This window comes from Azospirillum aestuarii (assembly GCF_016632405.1).
Lineage (GTDB): Bacteria > Pseudomonadota > Alphaproteobacteria > Azospirillales > Azospirillaceae > Azospirillum > Azospirillum aestuarii.
The window spans coordinates 1-14369 of sequence record NZ_JAEPIV010000010.1 but is presented as its reverse complement, the minus strand read 5'-3'; the positions used below and the strand labels follow the sequence as shown (position 1 = coordinate 14369).

General features: G+C 69.2%; 15 protein-coding genes. 3 read left to right on the top strand and 12 right to left on the bottom strand.

Annotated elements, in window-relative coordinates; genetic code table 11:
* Positions 1-8: 8 nt before the first annotated feature.
* From JJL56_RS17955 to JJL56_RS17920, 8 genes are all read right to left on the bottom strand, one after another.
* Positions 9-887: a universal stress protein gene (locus JJL56_RS17955; protein ID WP_145627707.1), complete on the bottom strand. Its 879-nt coding sequence runs from the start codon at positions 885-887 to the stop codon at positions 9-11.
* Between the two features lie 13 nt (positions 888-900).
* Positions 901-1572: a TerC family protein gene (locus JJL56_RS17950; RefSeq protein ID WP_200485811.1), complete on the bottom strand. Its 672-nt coding sequence runs from the start codon at positions 1570-1572 to the stop codon at positions 901-903.
* A 27-nt stretch (positions 1573-1599) separates the two neighbouring features.
* The gene (locus JJL56_RS17945) at positions 1600-3132 is read right to left on the bottom strand and encodes a tripartite tricarboxylate transporter permease (RefSeq protein ID WP_200485810.1); all 1533 of its coding nucleotides are present in this window, start codon (positions 3130-3132) and stop codon (positions 1600-1602) included.
* Between the two features lie 53 nt (positions 3133-3185).
* On the bottom strand, positions 3186-3674 hold the full coding sequence (locus tag JJL56_RS17940; protein ID WP_145627711.1) for a tripartite tricarboxylate transporter TctB family protein: 489 nt from the start codon (positions 3672-3674) through the stop codon (positions 3186-3188).
* A gap of 69 nt (positions 3675-3743) precedes the next feature.
* Entirely contained in the window at positions 3744-4721 is a 978-nt protein-coding gene (locus tag JJL56_RS17935) for a Bug family tripartite tricarboxylate transporter substrate binding protein (protein ID WP_247890675.1), read from the bottom strand.
* Between the two features lie 79 nt (positions 4722-4800).
* Complete coding sequence (locus JJL56_RS17930) at positions 4801-5772, bottom strand: Bug family tripartite tricarboxylate transporter substrate binding protein (RefSeq protein ID WP_200485809.1); 972 nt, start codon at positions 5770-5772, stop codon at positions 4801-4803.
* Between the two features lie 51 nt (positions 5773-5823).
* Complete coding sequence (locus JJL56_RS17925) at positions 5824-5991, bottom strand: hypothetical protein (protein WP_186453014.1); 168 nt, start codon at positions 5989-5991, stop codon at positions 5824-5826.
* Between the two features lie 275 nt (positions 5992-6266).
* Positions 6267-7019: a TSUP family transporter gene (locus tag JJL56_RS17920; RefSeq protein WP_247891130.1), complete on the bottom strand. Its 753-nt coding sequence runs from the start codon at positions 7017-7019 to the stop codon at positions 6267-6269.
* Positions 7020-7144: 125 nt separating this feature from the next.
* Here JJL56_RS17920 and gcvA point away from each other — a divergent pair, with 125 nt between their 5' ends.
* Positions 7145-8059 carry a transcriptional regulator GcvA gene (gcvA, locus tag JJL56_RS17915; RefSeq protein WP_145627715.1) on the top strand — a complete coding sequence of 305 codons (915 nt, stop codon included), beginning with the start codon at positions 7145-7147 and terminating at the stop codon, positions 8057-8059.
* Between the two features lie 128 nt (positions 8060-8187).
* Here gcvA and JJL56_RS17910 read toward each other — a convergent pair whose 3' ends face one another.
* From JJL56_RS17910 to JJL56_RS17900, 3 genes are all read right to left on the bottom strand, one after another.
* Positions 8188-9711: a UxaA family hydrolase gene (locus JJL56_RS17910; protein WP_200485807.1), complete on the bottom strand. Its 1524-nt coding sequence runs from the start codon at positions 9709-9711 to the stop codon at positions 8188-8190.
* 116 nt (positions 9712-9827) lie between these two features.
* On the bottom strand, positions 9828-11231 hold the full coding sequence (uxaC, locus tag JJL56_RS17905) for a glucuronate isomerase (RefSeq protein WP_145627719.1): 1404 nt from the start codon (positions 11229-11231) through the stop codon (positions 9828-9830).
* A gap of 211 nt (positions 11232-11442) precedes the next feature.
* The gene (locus JJL56_RS17900) at positions 11443-11877 is read right to left on the bottom strand and encodes a methylglyoxal synthase (RefSeq protein ID WP_014199988.1); all 435 of its coding nucleotides are present in this window, start codon (positions 11875-11877) and stop codon (positions 11443-11445) included.
* Positions 11878-12137: 260 nt separating this feature from the next.
* On the opposite strand from JJL56_RS17900, the gene JJL56_RS17895 reads away from it, so the two are divergent.
* The gene (locus JJL56_RS17895) at positions 12138-12929 is read left to right on the top strand and encodes a GntR family transcriptional regulator (RefSeq protein WP_211111902.1); all 792 of its coding nucleotides are present in this window, start codon (positions 12138-12140) and stop codon (positions 12927-12929) included.
* Between the two features lie 95 nt (positions 12930-13024).
* Entirely contained in the window at positions 13025-14065 is a 1041-nt protein-coding gene (mgrA, locus tag JJL56_RS17890) for an L-glyceraldehyde 3-phosphate reductase (RefSeq protein WP_145627721.1), read from the top strand.
* A gap of 77 nt (positions 14066-14142) precedes the next feature.
* Here the strand turns inward: mgrA and JJL56_RS17885 are convergent.
* On the bottom strand, positions 14143-14369 hold a 227-nt coding region (locus JJL56_RS17885; RefSeq protein WP_200485806.1), incomplete at its 5' end, for a TRAP transporter large permease subunit.

The following is a 14369-nucleotide window of genomic DNA, read 5'->3' as shown; positions in this document are numbered from 1 at the left end:
TGCACAAATCAGTGCGCCATGAAGATGGGAATGGCCGGCGGTTCGCGCAGTACATCGAGCGTAACGCCGCCCCACACCCGTTCGCGGACCCGGCTGTGGCCGTAGGCGCCCATCACCAGCAGGTCGCAGCCGGTCTCCGTCGCCGTCTCCTGCAAGGCCCGGCCGACCGCGCGGCCTGACGCCGTGACCTTGCGGATGGTCGCCGCGACGCCGTGCAGGGCGAGGTAGGCCGACAGGCGGTCGGGGTCGGCGGTGCGTCCGGGATCGGCGACCTCCGCCGACAGGATGACCGCCTTGCCGGCGCGTTGCAGCAGGGGCAATGCCGCCGCGACCGCCCGCGAGGCCGCGGCCCCGCCGTCCCAGGCCACGGCGACCGCGGACCCGACCGACGCCGGTTCGGCCGCCGGCGCCAGCAGCAGGGGGCGGCCCGAGCCGAACAGGGTGGCCTCGATGGCCGGCCCCATGGCGTTGGTCCTGTCGGATGTCTGGGCGATCACCACCAGATCGGCGAGCCGCGCCTCCTCCGCCAGGGTCTCGGCCAGCGGGCCGGTCGCCTGCTGCCAGGAGGCGGAGAGCCCGTCCGCCGCCTCGCCGCCGCCGGTCAGGCTGTCCGCCTCCGCGGCGCCGAAGCGGCTGCGGAATTCCTCGAACAGGTCGTGGGCGGAGTCGATCACCCGCGCCTGATCCTCCTGCCCGATACGGATGAGTTGCTCGACCAGCGCCTTGGGAATCGCGGCGCTTTCCACGGAGGTGCGGATTTCGACCTGCGGCATGACGCTCAACCCTTCCACATGGGCGCGGAAGCGGGTGGCGAGCAGGAAGGCCGTGGCGATGGCGCGGCGGTCCAGCGGCCGTCCGGTCAGGGGAACGAGTACCTTCTTGATCATCGGAAGCGCTCCGTCACGATAGCCGGGAGGTGTGCATGAGGACTTCGTTGCTGCCGCGCCAGATCATGTCGAGCGCCACATAGGTGATGATGACGAGACCGACCCAGCCGACCCAGCGATGCTTGTGCAGGACATGCGCGATCATGTTGGCCGCCGCCCCCATCAGGACGACGGACAGCAGCAGGCCGATGACCAGGATGGTGGGGTGATCCTTGGCGGCGCCGGCCACGGCCAGCACGTTGTCGAGCGACATCGACACGTCGGCCACCACGATCTGCCAGATCGCCGCTCCCACCGTGACGCCGCCGACCGCGGCACCGGCGGCGGCGTTTCCGGACACGCCCGCCGGCGTGTCGGGGGCGTCCATCGCCTCGTCGGGCGCCACCTCGTCCGTCCCGTGGGAGCGCAGCTCGCGGAACATCTTCCAGCAGACCCACAGCAGCAGGATGCCGCCGGCCAGGGTCAGGCCGATGATGGCGAGAAGCTGCGTGGTGATCAGCGCGAAGAAGATGCGCAGCAGGATGGCCGCGCCGATGCCCCAGACGATCACCTTGCGGCGCTGCGCCAACGGAACCGCAGCGGCGGCCATGCCGACGACGATGGCGTTGTCGCCGGCCAGAACGAGGTCGATGGCGATGACCTGTCCCAAGGCGGCGAGCTGGGACCAGAGATCGACGCTTTCCATGGAGAAGTCCTTCGAGGAATGGCGGTCTTACGTCGCGGGATGGGTGTCGGACCGGGAGGCGCTGTCGCCCTTGCCCGCCCCGTTGCTCCGGTAGCGCAGGATCATCGGGCCGATCACCAGCAGGGCCGCGATGAGGAGCAGGGCCGCCGAGATCGGGTGGGTCAGGAAGACCGACGGGTCGCCCTGGCTGATCGCCAGCGCCCGGCGGAACTGCTGTTCGGCCAGCGGCCCCAGGATCAGCCCGACCACGCAGGGCGCCACCGGCACGTTCAGCACGCGCATGCCGAAGCCGACCAGCCCGATCACCCACAGGATGACCAGATCGATGACGTTGTTGTTCAGCGTGTAGGCGCCCAGCGACGAGAAGACGAGGATGCCGGCGTACAGCCAGGGCCGCGGGATCAGCAGCAGCTTCACCCAGAAGCCGACCAGCGGCAGGTTCAGCACCAGCAGAAGCACGTTGCCGATGTAGAGGCTGGCGATCATGCCCCAGACCAGCTCCGGGTTGTTGTCGAACAGCGTCGGGCCGGGTTGCAGGCCGTACTGCTGGAAGGCGGCCAGCATGATGGCGGCGGTCGCCGAGGTCGGCAGGCCGAGCGACAGCAGCGGCGCGAGCACGCCGGCGGCCGACGCATTGTTGGCGGCCTCCGGACCGGCGACGGCCTCGATGGCGCCCTTGCCGAACTCCTCCGGCTTCTTGGCCAGACGCTTCTCGACCAGATAGGACAGGAAGGTCGGGATCTCGCTGCCGCCGGCCGGCAGGGTGCCGATGGGGAATCCCAGCAGCGTGCCGCGCAGCCACGGCTTCCACGACCGCGCCCAGTCCTCGCGGCTCATCCATTTGGAGCCCTTGAGCGCGTAGATCTCCTCCGTCTCGAAGCGGTGGCGGGAGGCGACGTAGAGCGTCTCGCCGACCGCGAACAGGCCGACCGCGACGACCACCGTGTCGATGCCGTCGAGCAGCTCCGGCACGCCGAAGGCCAGCCGCGCCTGACCGGTCTGCATGTCGATGCCGACCAGACCCAGCGCCAGACCGAGGAACAGGCTCGCCAGCCCGCGGGCCAGCGAGTTGCCCAGCACCGCGGTGACGGTGGTCAGCGCCAGCACCATCAGCGCGAAATACTCGGCCGGGCCGAACAGCAGGGCCAGCTTGACCATCAGCGGGGCGACGAAGGTCAGCGCCGCGGTGGCGATGGTGCCGGCGATGAAGGAGCCGATGGCGGCGGTCGCCAGCGCCTGGGCGCCGCGCCCCTGGCGGGCCATGGCGTGGCCGTCGATGGCGGTGACGATGCTGCCGGACTCGCCCGGCGCGTTCAGGAGGATCGAGGTCGTCGAGCCGCCGTACATCGCGCCGTAATAGATGCCGGCGAACATGATGAAGGCGGAGGTCGGCTCCAGCCCGTAGGTGACCGGCAGCAGCAGGGCCACGGTCAGCGCCGGGCCGATGCCGGGCAGCACGCCGACCGCGGTGCCCACCGTCACGCCGATCGCCGACCACAGCAGGTTGTACGGCGTCAGCGCCACGAGGAAGCCGTGGCCCAGGGCGGCAAGGGTATCCATTGTGCAGTTTCCTTCCCGAAGCGGGGCCCCGAAGCGAGGCTTGTCCGGCGTTCCTACTCGGCGTCGGGGGACGTGAGCCGTTCGACGATGCTGCCCTCGGGCAGGTTCAGGCCGAGCCCGTAATTGAAGGCCACGAAGGTGAAGGCGGCGAGCGCCAGCCCGATGGCGAGATTGACCATCAGCCGCCGGCCGCCGAAGGCGCGGGCGACCGCGGCGAACAGGATGGTGGTGGAGGGTATCCAGCCCAGCGTGTCCAGCAGCAGGAACTGGACGGCCAGCCCCGCCGCGACCAGCGCCACGGCCCAGAGGTCCAGCTCCAGCCCCTCGGCGTGGGCGATGGCCCCGGCGAAGGCTTCGCGCAGCAGGGACAGGCCGACCAGAACGAGGCCGCCCGAGATCAGGTAGGGAAACAGGGCGGGGCCGACCACCGCCCGGCCGACGCTCGGGGTCAGCATGGTTTCGACCGCGATCAAGCCCCCAAGGGCGATCAGCCCGCCGCCCAGCACCGCCTCTCCGGCGCGCATGCTCCGACCGGTGGTCATCGCTTCATCCTCCCAGACTGTTTTTTGCGGACCGGTGGGCGCGGCGACCGCGCCCACCCGGTTCGGCCCTCACTTCACGAGGCCGATGTCCTTCAGCGTGCCTTCGATCTGCGCGCGCTCCTGCTTCAGGAAGGAGGCGAATTCGGCGGAGGGCTGGTAGAGGTCGATCCAGCCGCGCTGCTTCACGGCCTGCTTCCACTCGTCGCTGGCGACGGCCTTGGCGACGGCCTCCTGGAGTTCCTTCAGTTCGGCCGGCTTGGCGGAGGCCTGGGCGAAGACGCCGCGCCAGTTCACGAACTCCAGGTCGACGCCCTGCTCCTTGAGCGTCGGCGTGTCGGAGCCCGGCAGGCGCTGCGGAGCGGAGACGGCGATGGCGCGCAGCTTGCCCGCCTGGAACTGCGGGGCGAACTCGCTGTAGCCGCCCATGCCGAGCGTGACATGGCCGCCGAGCGCCGAGGCCAGCAGCTCGCCGCCGCCCGCGGTGGCGACGTAGTTGACCTTGTTGGGATCGACGCCGACCGCCTTGGCGATCAGCCCGGCCAGGATCTGGTCGCTGCCGCCCGCCGAGCCGCCGCCCCAGGACACCGATCCGGGGTTCGCCTTGAACGTCTTGATCAGGTCGTCGAAGGTCTTGATGGGCGAATCCGGGGGAACGACGATGGCGGTGTATTCACCGGTCAGCCGGGCCAGCGGGGTCACCTGATCGAGCGTCACCGCCGACTTGTTGGTGACGATGGCGCCCAGCATGATCTGGCCGCCGACCAGCACCGTCGGCGTGCGCTTCTTGGCGGTGACGAACTGGGCGAGGCCGACCGTGCCGCCGGCGCCGGGGATGTTCACGACCTGAATGTTTGACGCCAGCTTCTGGTCCTGGAGAACCTGCTGCAGGGTGCGGGCGTGCTGGTCCCAGCCGCCGCCGGGGCTGGCCGGGGCGATGATCTCCAGCCCCTTGATCTCGGCCAGCGACGGGGTGGCGGCGAGGGAGGCCGTGGCGAGAACGGCGGCGGTCAGGACGCCCTTCACGGCGCCCGGCATGCGGATGGTCATGACGCTTCGCTCCATGGCTGTGTCTTGTTTTGGGGGTGTGTTTTGTTTTGAAACCCGGCGGCCTGCCGCCGGCCAACCGTCACTTGACGAGGCCCAGCTCGGTCAGGACGCCTTCGATCCGGGTCCGCTCGTCCTTCACGAAGGCGGCGAACTGGTCGGGCGGCAGGTAAAGGTCGATCCAGCCGCGCTCCGCGGCGATGCGCTTCCAGTCGTCGGTGCGGACCATGGCGCTGACCGCGTCGTCGAGAATCTGCTTTTCCGACGCCTTCAGGTTGCCCGGCGCCATCACGGCGCGCCAGTTCACCAGCTCGACATCCACGCCCTGTTCCTTGAAGGTCGGGACGTCGATGCCGGGAAGGCGTTGCGGGGCGGAGATCGCCAGCGCCCGCAGCTTTCCGGCCTGGAGCTGCGAGGCCATCTCGTTGTAGCCGCCGGTCGCCACGGTGATGTGCCCGCCGAGCACCGAGGCCATCATCTCGCCGCCCGCTCCGGCGGCGATGTAGTTCATCTTGGATACGTCGCCGCCAATCGCCTTGACCAGCAGGCCGTAGAGGATGTGGTCGGGGCTGCCCACCGCGAAGCCGCCCCAGGAGACGGAGCCGGGATCGGCCTTGAACTTCCTGACGAGGTCGTCGAGCGTCTTCAGCGGCGAATCCGCGGCGACGACGATGGGCTGGTACTCGCCGGTCAGGCGGGCCAGCGGGGTCACCTGATCGAGCGACACCGGCGACTTGTTGATCAGGATCGCCCCGATCATGCCCAGGCCGGAGATCATCAGGCCGGGGTTGCGCTTCTTGGCGGTGACGAACTGGCTGAGGCCGATGGTGCCGCCGGCTCCCGGAATGTTGACGACCTGGACGCTGGAGGCCAGCTTGTGGTCCTGCAGGACCTGCTGCATGGCGCGCGCATGCTGGTCATAGCCGCCGCCGGCGTTGGCGGGGGCGATGATCTCCAGGTTCTTGATCTCCGCCGACGCGGGAGCGGCGAACAGGGCGGCAGCGGCCAGCACGGCCGCCGCCAGCATCCCCTTGGCGGGGTTGCCGAGGCTCATGGTGTTTCCTCCGAGTGAACTTTTTGCTTTTTGGATGGCGCTTGGCGCGCCTTACGGTGCCTTGGCGTCGGGGCGCTGCGGACGCGCCTCGTAGAGGAGGACGGAGCCGCCGGCCCCCGCGCCGCAGGCGGCGCCATAAAAGAGCGGGGTGCGTTCGTCCGCCGATGCGGTCTTCGCCGTGGTTTCCGCCGGCTTCCTGGCTGCGGATTCGGTCGCCATGGTGGAGGTTCCGGGAACGGTGGTTGGTTGTTCCAACTGTTTAGCAGGCGAACCTGTCATGAACCTGTCAGCCACCAGCCGGGCACGCAAAATTTCGGCGCTCCACCCGGAAGAGGCGGAGACCGGTTCGTGGCGGTTTTCCCCCCGCCGGGGTGAAGGGGAGGAGCACTTTGCCCCCTCCCTAACCCTCCCCCGCTATCGCAGGGGAGGGGACAAAATCTCCCTCCCCTGCGAAGCGGGGGAGGGCCGGGGTGGGGGCAAGAACCCCCCGGAACCTACCCCACCACCAGCAGGAACAGCCCCTGGCCGAGATAGACAGTGCCGGTCAGGGCGACCAGACGCTGGCTCCAGCTGCGGAACTGGGCGTCGCTCATGGCGTCCAGCACGCGGCGCGACAGGTTCGTTCCCAGGACCGCCATGCCGATGCAGACGAGCGTCACCGTGATGTCCAGCGTCTCCACCTCCGACGCCGCGACGAGGGAGCCGAAATAGACCGTCTTGAACAGGTGGCCGAAGACCTGCATCGTCGCCTTGGTCGCGACGACGCTCTGCCGCGACAGGCTGGACTTCACGAAGAACACATCGAGCAGCGGCCCAGAGATGCCGGCGATCAGCTGCACGCCCATGCACAGGACGCCGGCCAGCGTGCTGTGGCCGCGCCGCGACACGTTCGGCGACCAGTGCGACGGAACCGCCATCGCCATGAAGGGCGAAAGCCCCAGCACGATCAGCGCCTCCGCCTTGCCGGGCACATAGCGGATCAGGGTGAAAACGGCGACCGCCACCGCCCCGCCCAACAGGAACCGGGCGACGATTCCCCATTGCACGTGCCGCCGCCACAGCCACGCCCGCCAGCCGTTGGCGGTCATCTGCGTGATCCCGTGCAGCAGCATGGCGGAGGACACCGGCAGCAACACCAGCAGCAGCCCCATCAGCACCATGCCGCCGGCCATCCCGAACAGGCCCGACAGGAACGAGGTCACCAGCGCCGCAAGGCCGAGTCCGAGTGTCAGGGGAACCGTCAGCATCCCGCTCATCCGAAAGTTTTCTTTGGCTGTGGACGGCATGATGCCCCTGGCACGCTTGCGCCGCAAACGGGATTGTCTGATGCTGACCCCCAGGAAATGTTGGGGTCCATGGGGGAGGGGATCGGATGCGGCGCCTGCCATCGCTGAACGCCTTGCGGGCGTTCGAGGCCGCGGCCCGCCACGGCAGCTTCACCGGGGCGGCGGGCGAGCTGAACGTCTCGCAGGCCGCGGTGAGTCGTATGGTGCGCCTGCTGGAGGAGCGGATGGGCTTCCCGCTGTTCGAGCGGCGGGCCAACGCGCTGGAGCTGACCGGCCGCGGGCGGGCGCTGCAACCCGGCCTGACCGGCGCCTTCGACGCGATCGCCGACAGCGTGGAGCGGGTCGCCGCCATGCGCGACGGCCCGGTGCTCACGCTGGGGGTGGGGGCCACCTTCGCGGTGCGCTGGCTGATCCCGCGCCTGTCGGCCTTCCACGAGAGCCACCCCGACGTGGAGGTGCGCATCGCCACCGGCGGCGCCGGGGCGCCGATCCGCGAGGACTGGACCTGCGCCCTGCTGCTGGGCGACGGGCATTGGCCGGGCTACGAGGTGGAGGAGCTGTTCACCGCCGACATGCTGCCGGTCTGCGCGCCCGCCCTGGCGCGGACCCTGCGCCGTCCGGAGGATCTGCTGTCGGCGACGCTGCTCTCGGTGTCGCACTGGGCGGACGAGTGGCCGCACTGGTTCGCCTCGGCGGGGCTGGCGCCGCCGGCTTCAAAGGGACTGTCCTTCGGCAGCTACGCCATGGCCTTGCAGGCGGCGGCGGACGGGGTGGGGGTGGCGCTGGGGGCGCAGCTCTACATCGCCGACGATCTGGCGGCGGGCCGGCTGGTCACGCCCTTCGCGCTGGCGGTGCCGATGGGGCGGGCGTGGTATCTGGTCTCGCGGCCGGCGCGGCACCGGGAGCCGGGCTTCACCGTTTTCCGGGACTGGCTGCGCGCCGCCGTCGGATCGCCGGACCCCGAAAAGAAAAGACCGCCGGAGCGTGCCCCGGCGGTCTGAAGTCGCACTTTGGAGAAACGTCACTCGGCGGAACCACGCGCATGGCGCGGCCTGCCGACTGGGTTTCAAAGGATAACCGAACGAAAACACTTATACTAGTATATCACTCTGAGCGCAAGCTCTTTCGCTCACATGACGGCGCCCATCTGCCAGGGCGTGAACTCGTCGGAGCCGAAGCCCAGATCCTCGCTCTTGGTCTTCCGGCCCGACGCGGTGTCGAGGATGAGCTGGAAGATCGCCCGCCCGACCTCCTCGATGGTGGCGTCGCCGGTGGCGATGGGGCCGCAGTCGATGTCCATGTCGTCGGGCATTTTCCGGAAAAGCGCCGTGTTGGTGGCGAGCTTCAGCGACGGCGTCGGCTTGCAGCCGAAGACGGAGCCGCGGCCCGTGGTGAAGCACAGCACGTTGGCGCCGCCCGCCACTTGTCCCGTAGCCGACACCGGGTCGTAGCCCGGCGTGTCCATGAAGACGAGGCCCGGCCCGGTGATCGGTTCGGCGTAGCGCACCACCTCGACGAGGTTGGTCGTGCCGGCCTTGGCGACCGCGCCCAGCGACTTTTCCAGGATGGTGGTCAGGCCGCCCTTCTTGTTGCCGGGCGACGGGTTGTTGTTCATCTCGCCGCCGGTGCGGCTGGTGTAATCCTCCCACCAGCGGATGCGCTCGACCAGCGTCGCGCCGACCGCCGGGCTGACGGCGCGGCGGGTCAGCAGATGCTCGGCGCCGTAGACCTCCGGCGTCTCGCTCAGCACCGCGGTGCCGCCGTTGCGGATCAGCAGATCGACGGCGTGGCCCAGCGCCGGGTTGGCGGTGATGCCCGAATAGCCGTCCGACCCGCCGCATTGCAGCGCCAGGATCAGGTGGCTGGCCGGCACGGTCTCGCGCTTCACGTCGTTGACGCGGGGCAGCAGCGCGCGGATGCGCTCCACGCTCGCCCGCACGGTGGCGGCGGTGCCGCCGCTGTCCTGGATCGCCAGCGTCTGCAGGGTGTCGCCGACGGTCAACCCCTCGACCTCGACCAGCTTGTCGATCTGGTTCACTTCGCAGCCGAGGCCGAGCACGAGCACGGCGGCGAAGTTCGGGTGGCGGGCGTAGCCGGCGATGGTCCGGCGCAGCGCGTCGATGGCGTCGCCCTGGGAGCCCATGCCGCAGCCGTAAGCGTGGGTCAGCGCGACCACCCCGTCGATGTTGGGGTAGGCGGCCAGCGCGTCGCCGCGGAACTGGTCGGCGATCATACGCGCGGCGGTGGCCGAGCAGTTCACCGTGGTCAGGATGCCGATGTAATTGCGGGTCGCCACGCGCCCGTCCGGACGGACGATGCCCTGGAAGGTGGCGCGTTCAGCCTCCGGAACGAGGTCGGTGGGGTGAACGTCGGCGCCGAAGGCGTAATCGCGCTCGAAGCTGTCGCCCACGCCGATGTTGTGGACATGGACATGGTCGCCCGGCGCGATGGGGGCGGTCGCGAAGCCGATGACCTGGTTGTACTTGCGCACCGGCCCGCCGACCGCGATGGCCTGCACCGCGACCTTGTGGCCGGAGGGGATCGCGGTCCGGGCGACGACGCCGGTGTCGGGCAGGGAGGTGCCCTCCGGCAGGTCGGCGCCGGCAACGACGACGTTGTCCGCGGGATGCAGGCGGATGGTCAGCGATGCCATGGTGGTGGTCCTTATGTAGAGATTCCTTCTCCCCGCTCTCGGCGGCCAAAGGCCGCCTGTCGCCGACAGCGCCCGCGAGCGGGCGCGAAAGGGAGGGGAGAAGGGCATTTACGACGTCAGAGCTTGTAGGCCTTCTTGGCGAGGGTGTAGGCGAGATCCACCGCCACCTCCGCGGCCTCGTCCTCCTCCAGCCGATGCTCGGCGACGAGGCGGGCCAGGAAGGCGCAGTCCACGCGGCGGGCCACGTCGTGGCGGGCCGGGATGGAGCAGAAGGCGCGGGTGTCGTCGTTGAAGCCGACCGTGTTGTAGAAGCCGGCCGTCTCGGTGATCATCTCGCGGTAGCGGCGCATGCCCTCGGGGCTGTCGTGGAACCACCAGGCCGGGCCGACGCGCAGCGCCGGGTAATGGCCGGCCAGCGGCGCCAGCTCGCGGGCGTAGCTGGTCTCGTCCAGCGTGAACAGGATGATGGTCAGGTCGCGCTCGTTGCCGACGCGGTCGAGCAGCGGCTTCAGCGCCCGCACATACTCGGTGCCGGTGGGGATGTCGGCGCCCTTGTCGCGGCCGAAGCGCTCGAAGAGGCCCGGGTTGTGGTTGCGGAAGCTGCCGGGGTGGATCTGCATGACCAGCCCGTCGTCCAGGCTCATCTTGGCCATCTCGGTCAGCATCTGGCCGCGGAAGATCTCCGCCTCGGCCGCCGTGATGGTGCCGCGCAGCGCCTTCTCGAACAGCCGCTCGGCGTCGGCGTCAGACAGGTCGGCGGTGGTCGCCGTGGCGTGGCCGTGGTCGGTCGAGGTGGCGCCGCCGACCTCCTTGAAATACTGGCGGCGGTTGCGCAGGGCGGCGAGGTAGCCGGCCCAGGTCGCGGTGTTCTCACCGGACAGCGCGCCCAGAGTCTCGACGTTGGCCTGGAAGCCCTCGAACTCCGGATCGACGACCGGGTCGGGGCGGAAGGCGGTGATGACGCGGCCCTTCCAGCCGCTCTCGCGGATGGCGCGGTGATGCTCCAGCGTGTCGAGCGGGGATTCGGTGGTCGCCAGCAGCTCGATGTTGAAGCGCTCGAACAGGGCGCGCGGCAGGAAGTCCGGCTTCTGCAGGCAGGCGTCGATCTGGTCGAAGATGCGGTCGGCGCTGGCCCCGCTCAGCCGCTCCGTCACGCCGAACACCGTCTCGAAGGCGTGGTCGAGCCACATGCGCGTCGGGGTGCCGCGGAACAGGTGCCAGTTCTGCGCCAGTTGGCGCCAGATCTTGCGCGGGTCGCTCTCCACCGCCCCGCCGTCCTTGCGCGGCACGCCCAGGCTCTCCAACGTCACGCCCTGGCTGTAGAGCATGCGGAAGGCGTAATGGTCGGGCACCACGAACAGCGACGCCGGGTTCGGGAACGCCTCGTTCTTCGCGAACCAGGACGGGTCCGTGTGGCCGTGCGGGCTGATGATCGGCAGGTGGCCCACCTCCGCGTACAGCCGGCGCGCGATGTCGCGCTGCGTGGGATCGCTGGGGAAGAGGCGGTCGGGGTGGAGCATCGTTCATCTCCGGAAAGAGGGATGCCGGACGGGGGTCCGGTGCCCATTTGAATGGGTGGTTCGGGTGTGGCGCGTGGTGCTGCGCCGGTCGTGCCCCGCATGTCGGAATATATTAATATATCAGTTCCGGATGCAAGGACTTTGTGCGCCTTGCCCACAATTCTGTCGGCAAGACGCGCAATTCAAGAGGGGCCGGTTCGATAAAGGCCGGTCAGAGGCGGCGCGAATCGTGGGCGGCGAAGTCCACGGCCCGCGGGCGGTAGCCACTGGTGAAGAGGGGGGAGGAGATCACCATGTCGGCGGTCGCCTCGTTGCAGGCCATCGGGATGTTGTAGAGCGTGGCGAGGCGGGTCAGCGCCTTCACGTCCACGTCATGGGGCTGGGCGGTCATCGGGTCGACGAAGAAGACGAGAAGGTCGATCCGGCCCTCCGCGATCATCGCGCCGATCTGCTGATCGCCGCCCAGCGGGCCGCTCTTCAGCGAGGTGATGTCCAATTGCGGATGGGCCTCCCGGACCAGCCGGCCGGTGGTGCCGGTGGACCAGAAGACATTGCCCTCCAGCGCGTGGATGTTGGCGCCGAGCCAGCCGATCAGGTCGGGCTTGCGGGCGTCGTGGGCGACGAGGGCGATGCGTTTGCGGTCCACGGTGACGGTCCTTGCGGCTGTGCGCTCCGCGGTGGAGCTTTCTTCAATATACTAGTATACCGATAAGTGGCGCAACGCGCTTCCCGGTGGGACAAACTGGCGCGGAACCGGGGCGCCGCGCGGGTCCAAGGCGTTTGACCCACACCGCCGGGTATTAGTATATTGCGATGAAGGGTGGGCCGGCCGCGGCGTGAACCAGCGGGTCCGACGCCGGTGTCCCGGAGATCCGGCGCCCTGAGTTTTCCTGGCAGGAGCGGGTGTTGAAAAAGGCGGCGCAGACATCGGCGGTGGATTCCGAACAGGCGGAGGGCGTCAGGACGCGGACCCGGCGCCGCACGGCGGCGGCGGTCGCCCGCCCGGCCCAGCGCGGCACCACCGTGGCCGCGACGATCTACCGTGACCTGCGCAACGAGATCGTCTCGCTCCGCCGCAAGCCGGGCGAACCGGTCGCGGAGAAGGTGATCGCCCAGGACTACGGCGTCAGCCGCACCCCGGTGCGCGAGGCCGTGCTGCGTCTGGCGGACGAGGGGCTGATCGAGATTTTCCCGCAATCGGGCACCTTCGTCTCCCGCATCCCGCTGGGCGCCCTGCCGGAAGCCATCGCCATCCGCAAGGCGCTGGAGGAGGCGACCGTCCGCTACGCCGCCAAGCGCGCCACCCGCAGCCAGATCGCCAAGCTGCGCGCCAACCTGGAACTCCAGCGCGAGATGGAGGCCGCCCAGAATTTCGAAGGCTTCCACCAGGCCGACGAAACCTTTCACGCGCTGCTGGCGGAGACCGCCGGCTATCCCGGCTTCTGGAACCTGACGCAGCAGGTGAAGGTGCAGGTGGACCGCTACCGCCTGCTGACCCTGCCGGTGCTGGGCCGCGTGCCGGACGTGATCGCCGAGCATTCGGTCATCATCGAGGCCATCGCCAACAACGACCCGGAGGCGGCGGCGAAGGCCATCGACCTGCATCTGGACTATCTCCAGGTCACCATTGCCGACGCGCAGAAGGCCAACCCGCTCTACTTCACCGCTCCCACGGAGGACGAGGCCGAGCCGGTCTGAAGGCTGCTCTGCGCACTTGGCTTTGGACCGCGGCTGATTTCTAATATATCAGTCACGTTCCTCCCAACACCGCGCAAGACAGCCAGGAGACCGCGATGCAATCGCTCTACCGCGCCGATCCGGCCCGCTACACCGCCATGACCTACCGTCGCAGCGGGCGGAGCGGGCTCGACCTGCCGGCCATTTCGCTGGGGCTGTGGCAGAATTTCGGCGGCACCGACGTGTTCGAGACCGGGCGCGCCGTGCTGCGCCGGGCCTTCGACCGCGGCGTCACCCATTTCGACCTCGCCAATAACTACGGCCCGCCGCCGGGCTCGGCGGAGGAGAATTTCGGGCGCGTCCTGGCGACCGACTTCAAGGCCCACCGCGACGAGCTGATCGTCTCCACCAAGGCCGGCTACGACATGTGGCCCGGCCCCTACGGGAGCTGGGGCTCGCGCAAGTATCTGACGGCCAGTCTGGACCAGAGCCTCAAGCGCATGGGGCTCGACTATGTGGACATCTTCTACTCGCACCGCGTCGATCCGCGCACCCCGCTGGAAGAGACGATGGGCGCGCTCGACCACGCCGTGCGGCAGGGCAAGGCGCTCTATGTCGGCATCTCCTCCTACTCGCCGGAGATGACCCGGCGGGCGGCGGCGATCCTCAAGGATCTCGGCACCCCCTGCCTGATCCACCAGCCGTCCTATTCCATGCTGAACCGTTGGATCGAGGGCGGTCTGCTCGACGCGCTGGACGAGACGGGGATCGGCTGCATCGCCTTCTCGCCGCTGGCCCAGGGCATGCTGACCACCAAGTACTTGAACGGCCAGCCCACCGACGCCCGCGCCGCCAAGGGCGGCACGCTGAAGGCGCATTTCCTGTCGCCGGAGAATCTGGAGCGGGTGCGCGCCCTCGACGCCATCGCCCAGCGGCGCGGCCAGACGCTGGCCCAGATGGCCATCGCCTGGGTGCTGCGCGACCCGCGGGTGACCTCCGCCCTGGTCGGCGCCCGCAACGTCGAGCAGCTCGACAACTCGCTCGACGCGCTGAAGAACACCGCCTTCACGCCGGAGGAGTTGGCGGAGATCGACCGCCACGCCGTCGATGGCGGGCTGAACCTGTGGCAGAACTCGTCGAACGCCGAAGCCGGCTGATCCGTCGGAGGCGAACAGAAAAGGGCCGCGCCGGGGATGCCGGCGCGGCCCTTTTTCATGACCCTGCGGAGGTTGCCTCAGCGCATGAGGAGATGGGGCAGCCAAAGGGAGAAGGTCGGGACGTAGGTGACGAGGAGGAGGGTGACGAAGAGGGCGCCGTAGAAGGGTGTGATGGAGCGCATGACCTCGCCGACGGAGACCTCGCCGATGGCGCAGCCGATGAACTGGGTGGTGCCGACGGGCGGGGTGTTGAGGCCGAGCGCGCAGTTGATCAGCATGACGATGCCGAACTGCACCGGGTCCA

Excerpts from the sequence above, each read along its gene's own strand:
- mgrA (WP_145627721.1), top strand. The coding sequence starts at position 13,025 with ATGCAATCGCTCTACCGCGCCGATCCGGCCCGCTACACCGCCATGACC.
- uxaC (WP_145627719.1), bottom strand. The coding sequence starts at position 11,231 with ATGCTCCACCCCGACCGCCTCTTCCCCAGCGATCCCACGCAGCGCGAC.
- JJL56_RS17925 (WP_186453014.1), bottom strand. The coding sequence starts at position 5,991 with ATGGCGACCGAATCCGCAGCCAGGAAGCCGGCGGAAACCACGGCGAAG.
- JJL56_RS17920 (WP_247891130.1), bottom strand. The coding sequence starts at position 7,019 with ATGCTGACGGTTCCCCTGACACTCGGACTCGGCCTTGCGGCGCTGGTG.
- JJL56_RS17940 (WP_145627711.1), bottom strand. The coding sequence starts at position 3,674 with ATGACCACCGGTCGGAGCATGCGCGCCGGAGAGGCGGTGCTGGGCGGC.
- JJL56_RS17930 (WP_200485809.1), bottom strand. The coding sequence starts at position 5,772 with ATGAGCCTCGGCAACCCCGCCAAGGGGATGCTGGCGGCGGCCGTGCTG.
- JJL56_RS17910 (WP_200485807.1), bottom strand. The coding sequence starts at position 9,711 with ATGGCATCGCTGACCATCCGCCTGCATCCCGCGGACAACGTCGTCGTT.
- gcvA (WP_145627715.1), top strand. The coding sequence starts at position 7,145 with ATGCGGCGCCTGCCATCGCTGAACGCCTTGCGGGCGTTCGAGGCCGCG.
- JJL56_RS17950 (WP_200485811.1), bottom strand. The coding sequence starts at position 1,572 with ATGGAAAGCGTCGATCTCTGGTCCCAGCTCGCCGCCTTGGGACAGGTC.
- JJL56_RS17945 (WP_200485810.1), bottom strand. The coding sequence starts at position 3,132 with ATGGATACCCTTGCCGCCCTGGGCCACGGCTTCCTCGTGGCGCTGACG.
- JJL56_RS17935 (WP_247890675.1), bottom strand. The coding sequence starts at position 4,721 with ATGACCATCCGCATGCCGGGCGCCGTGAAGGGCGTCCTGACCGCCGCC.
- JJL56_RS17955 (WP_145627707.1), bottom strand. The coding sequence starts at position 887 with ATGATCAAGAAGGTACTCGTTCCCCTGACCGGACGGCCGCTGGACCGC.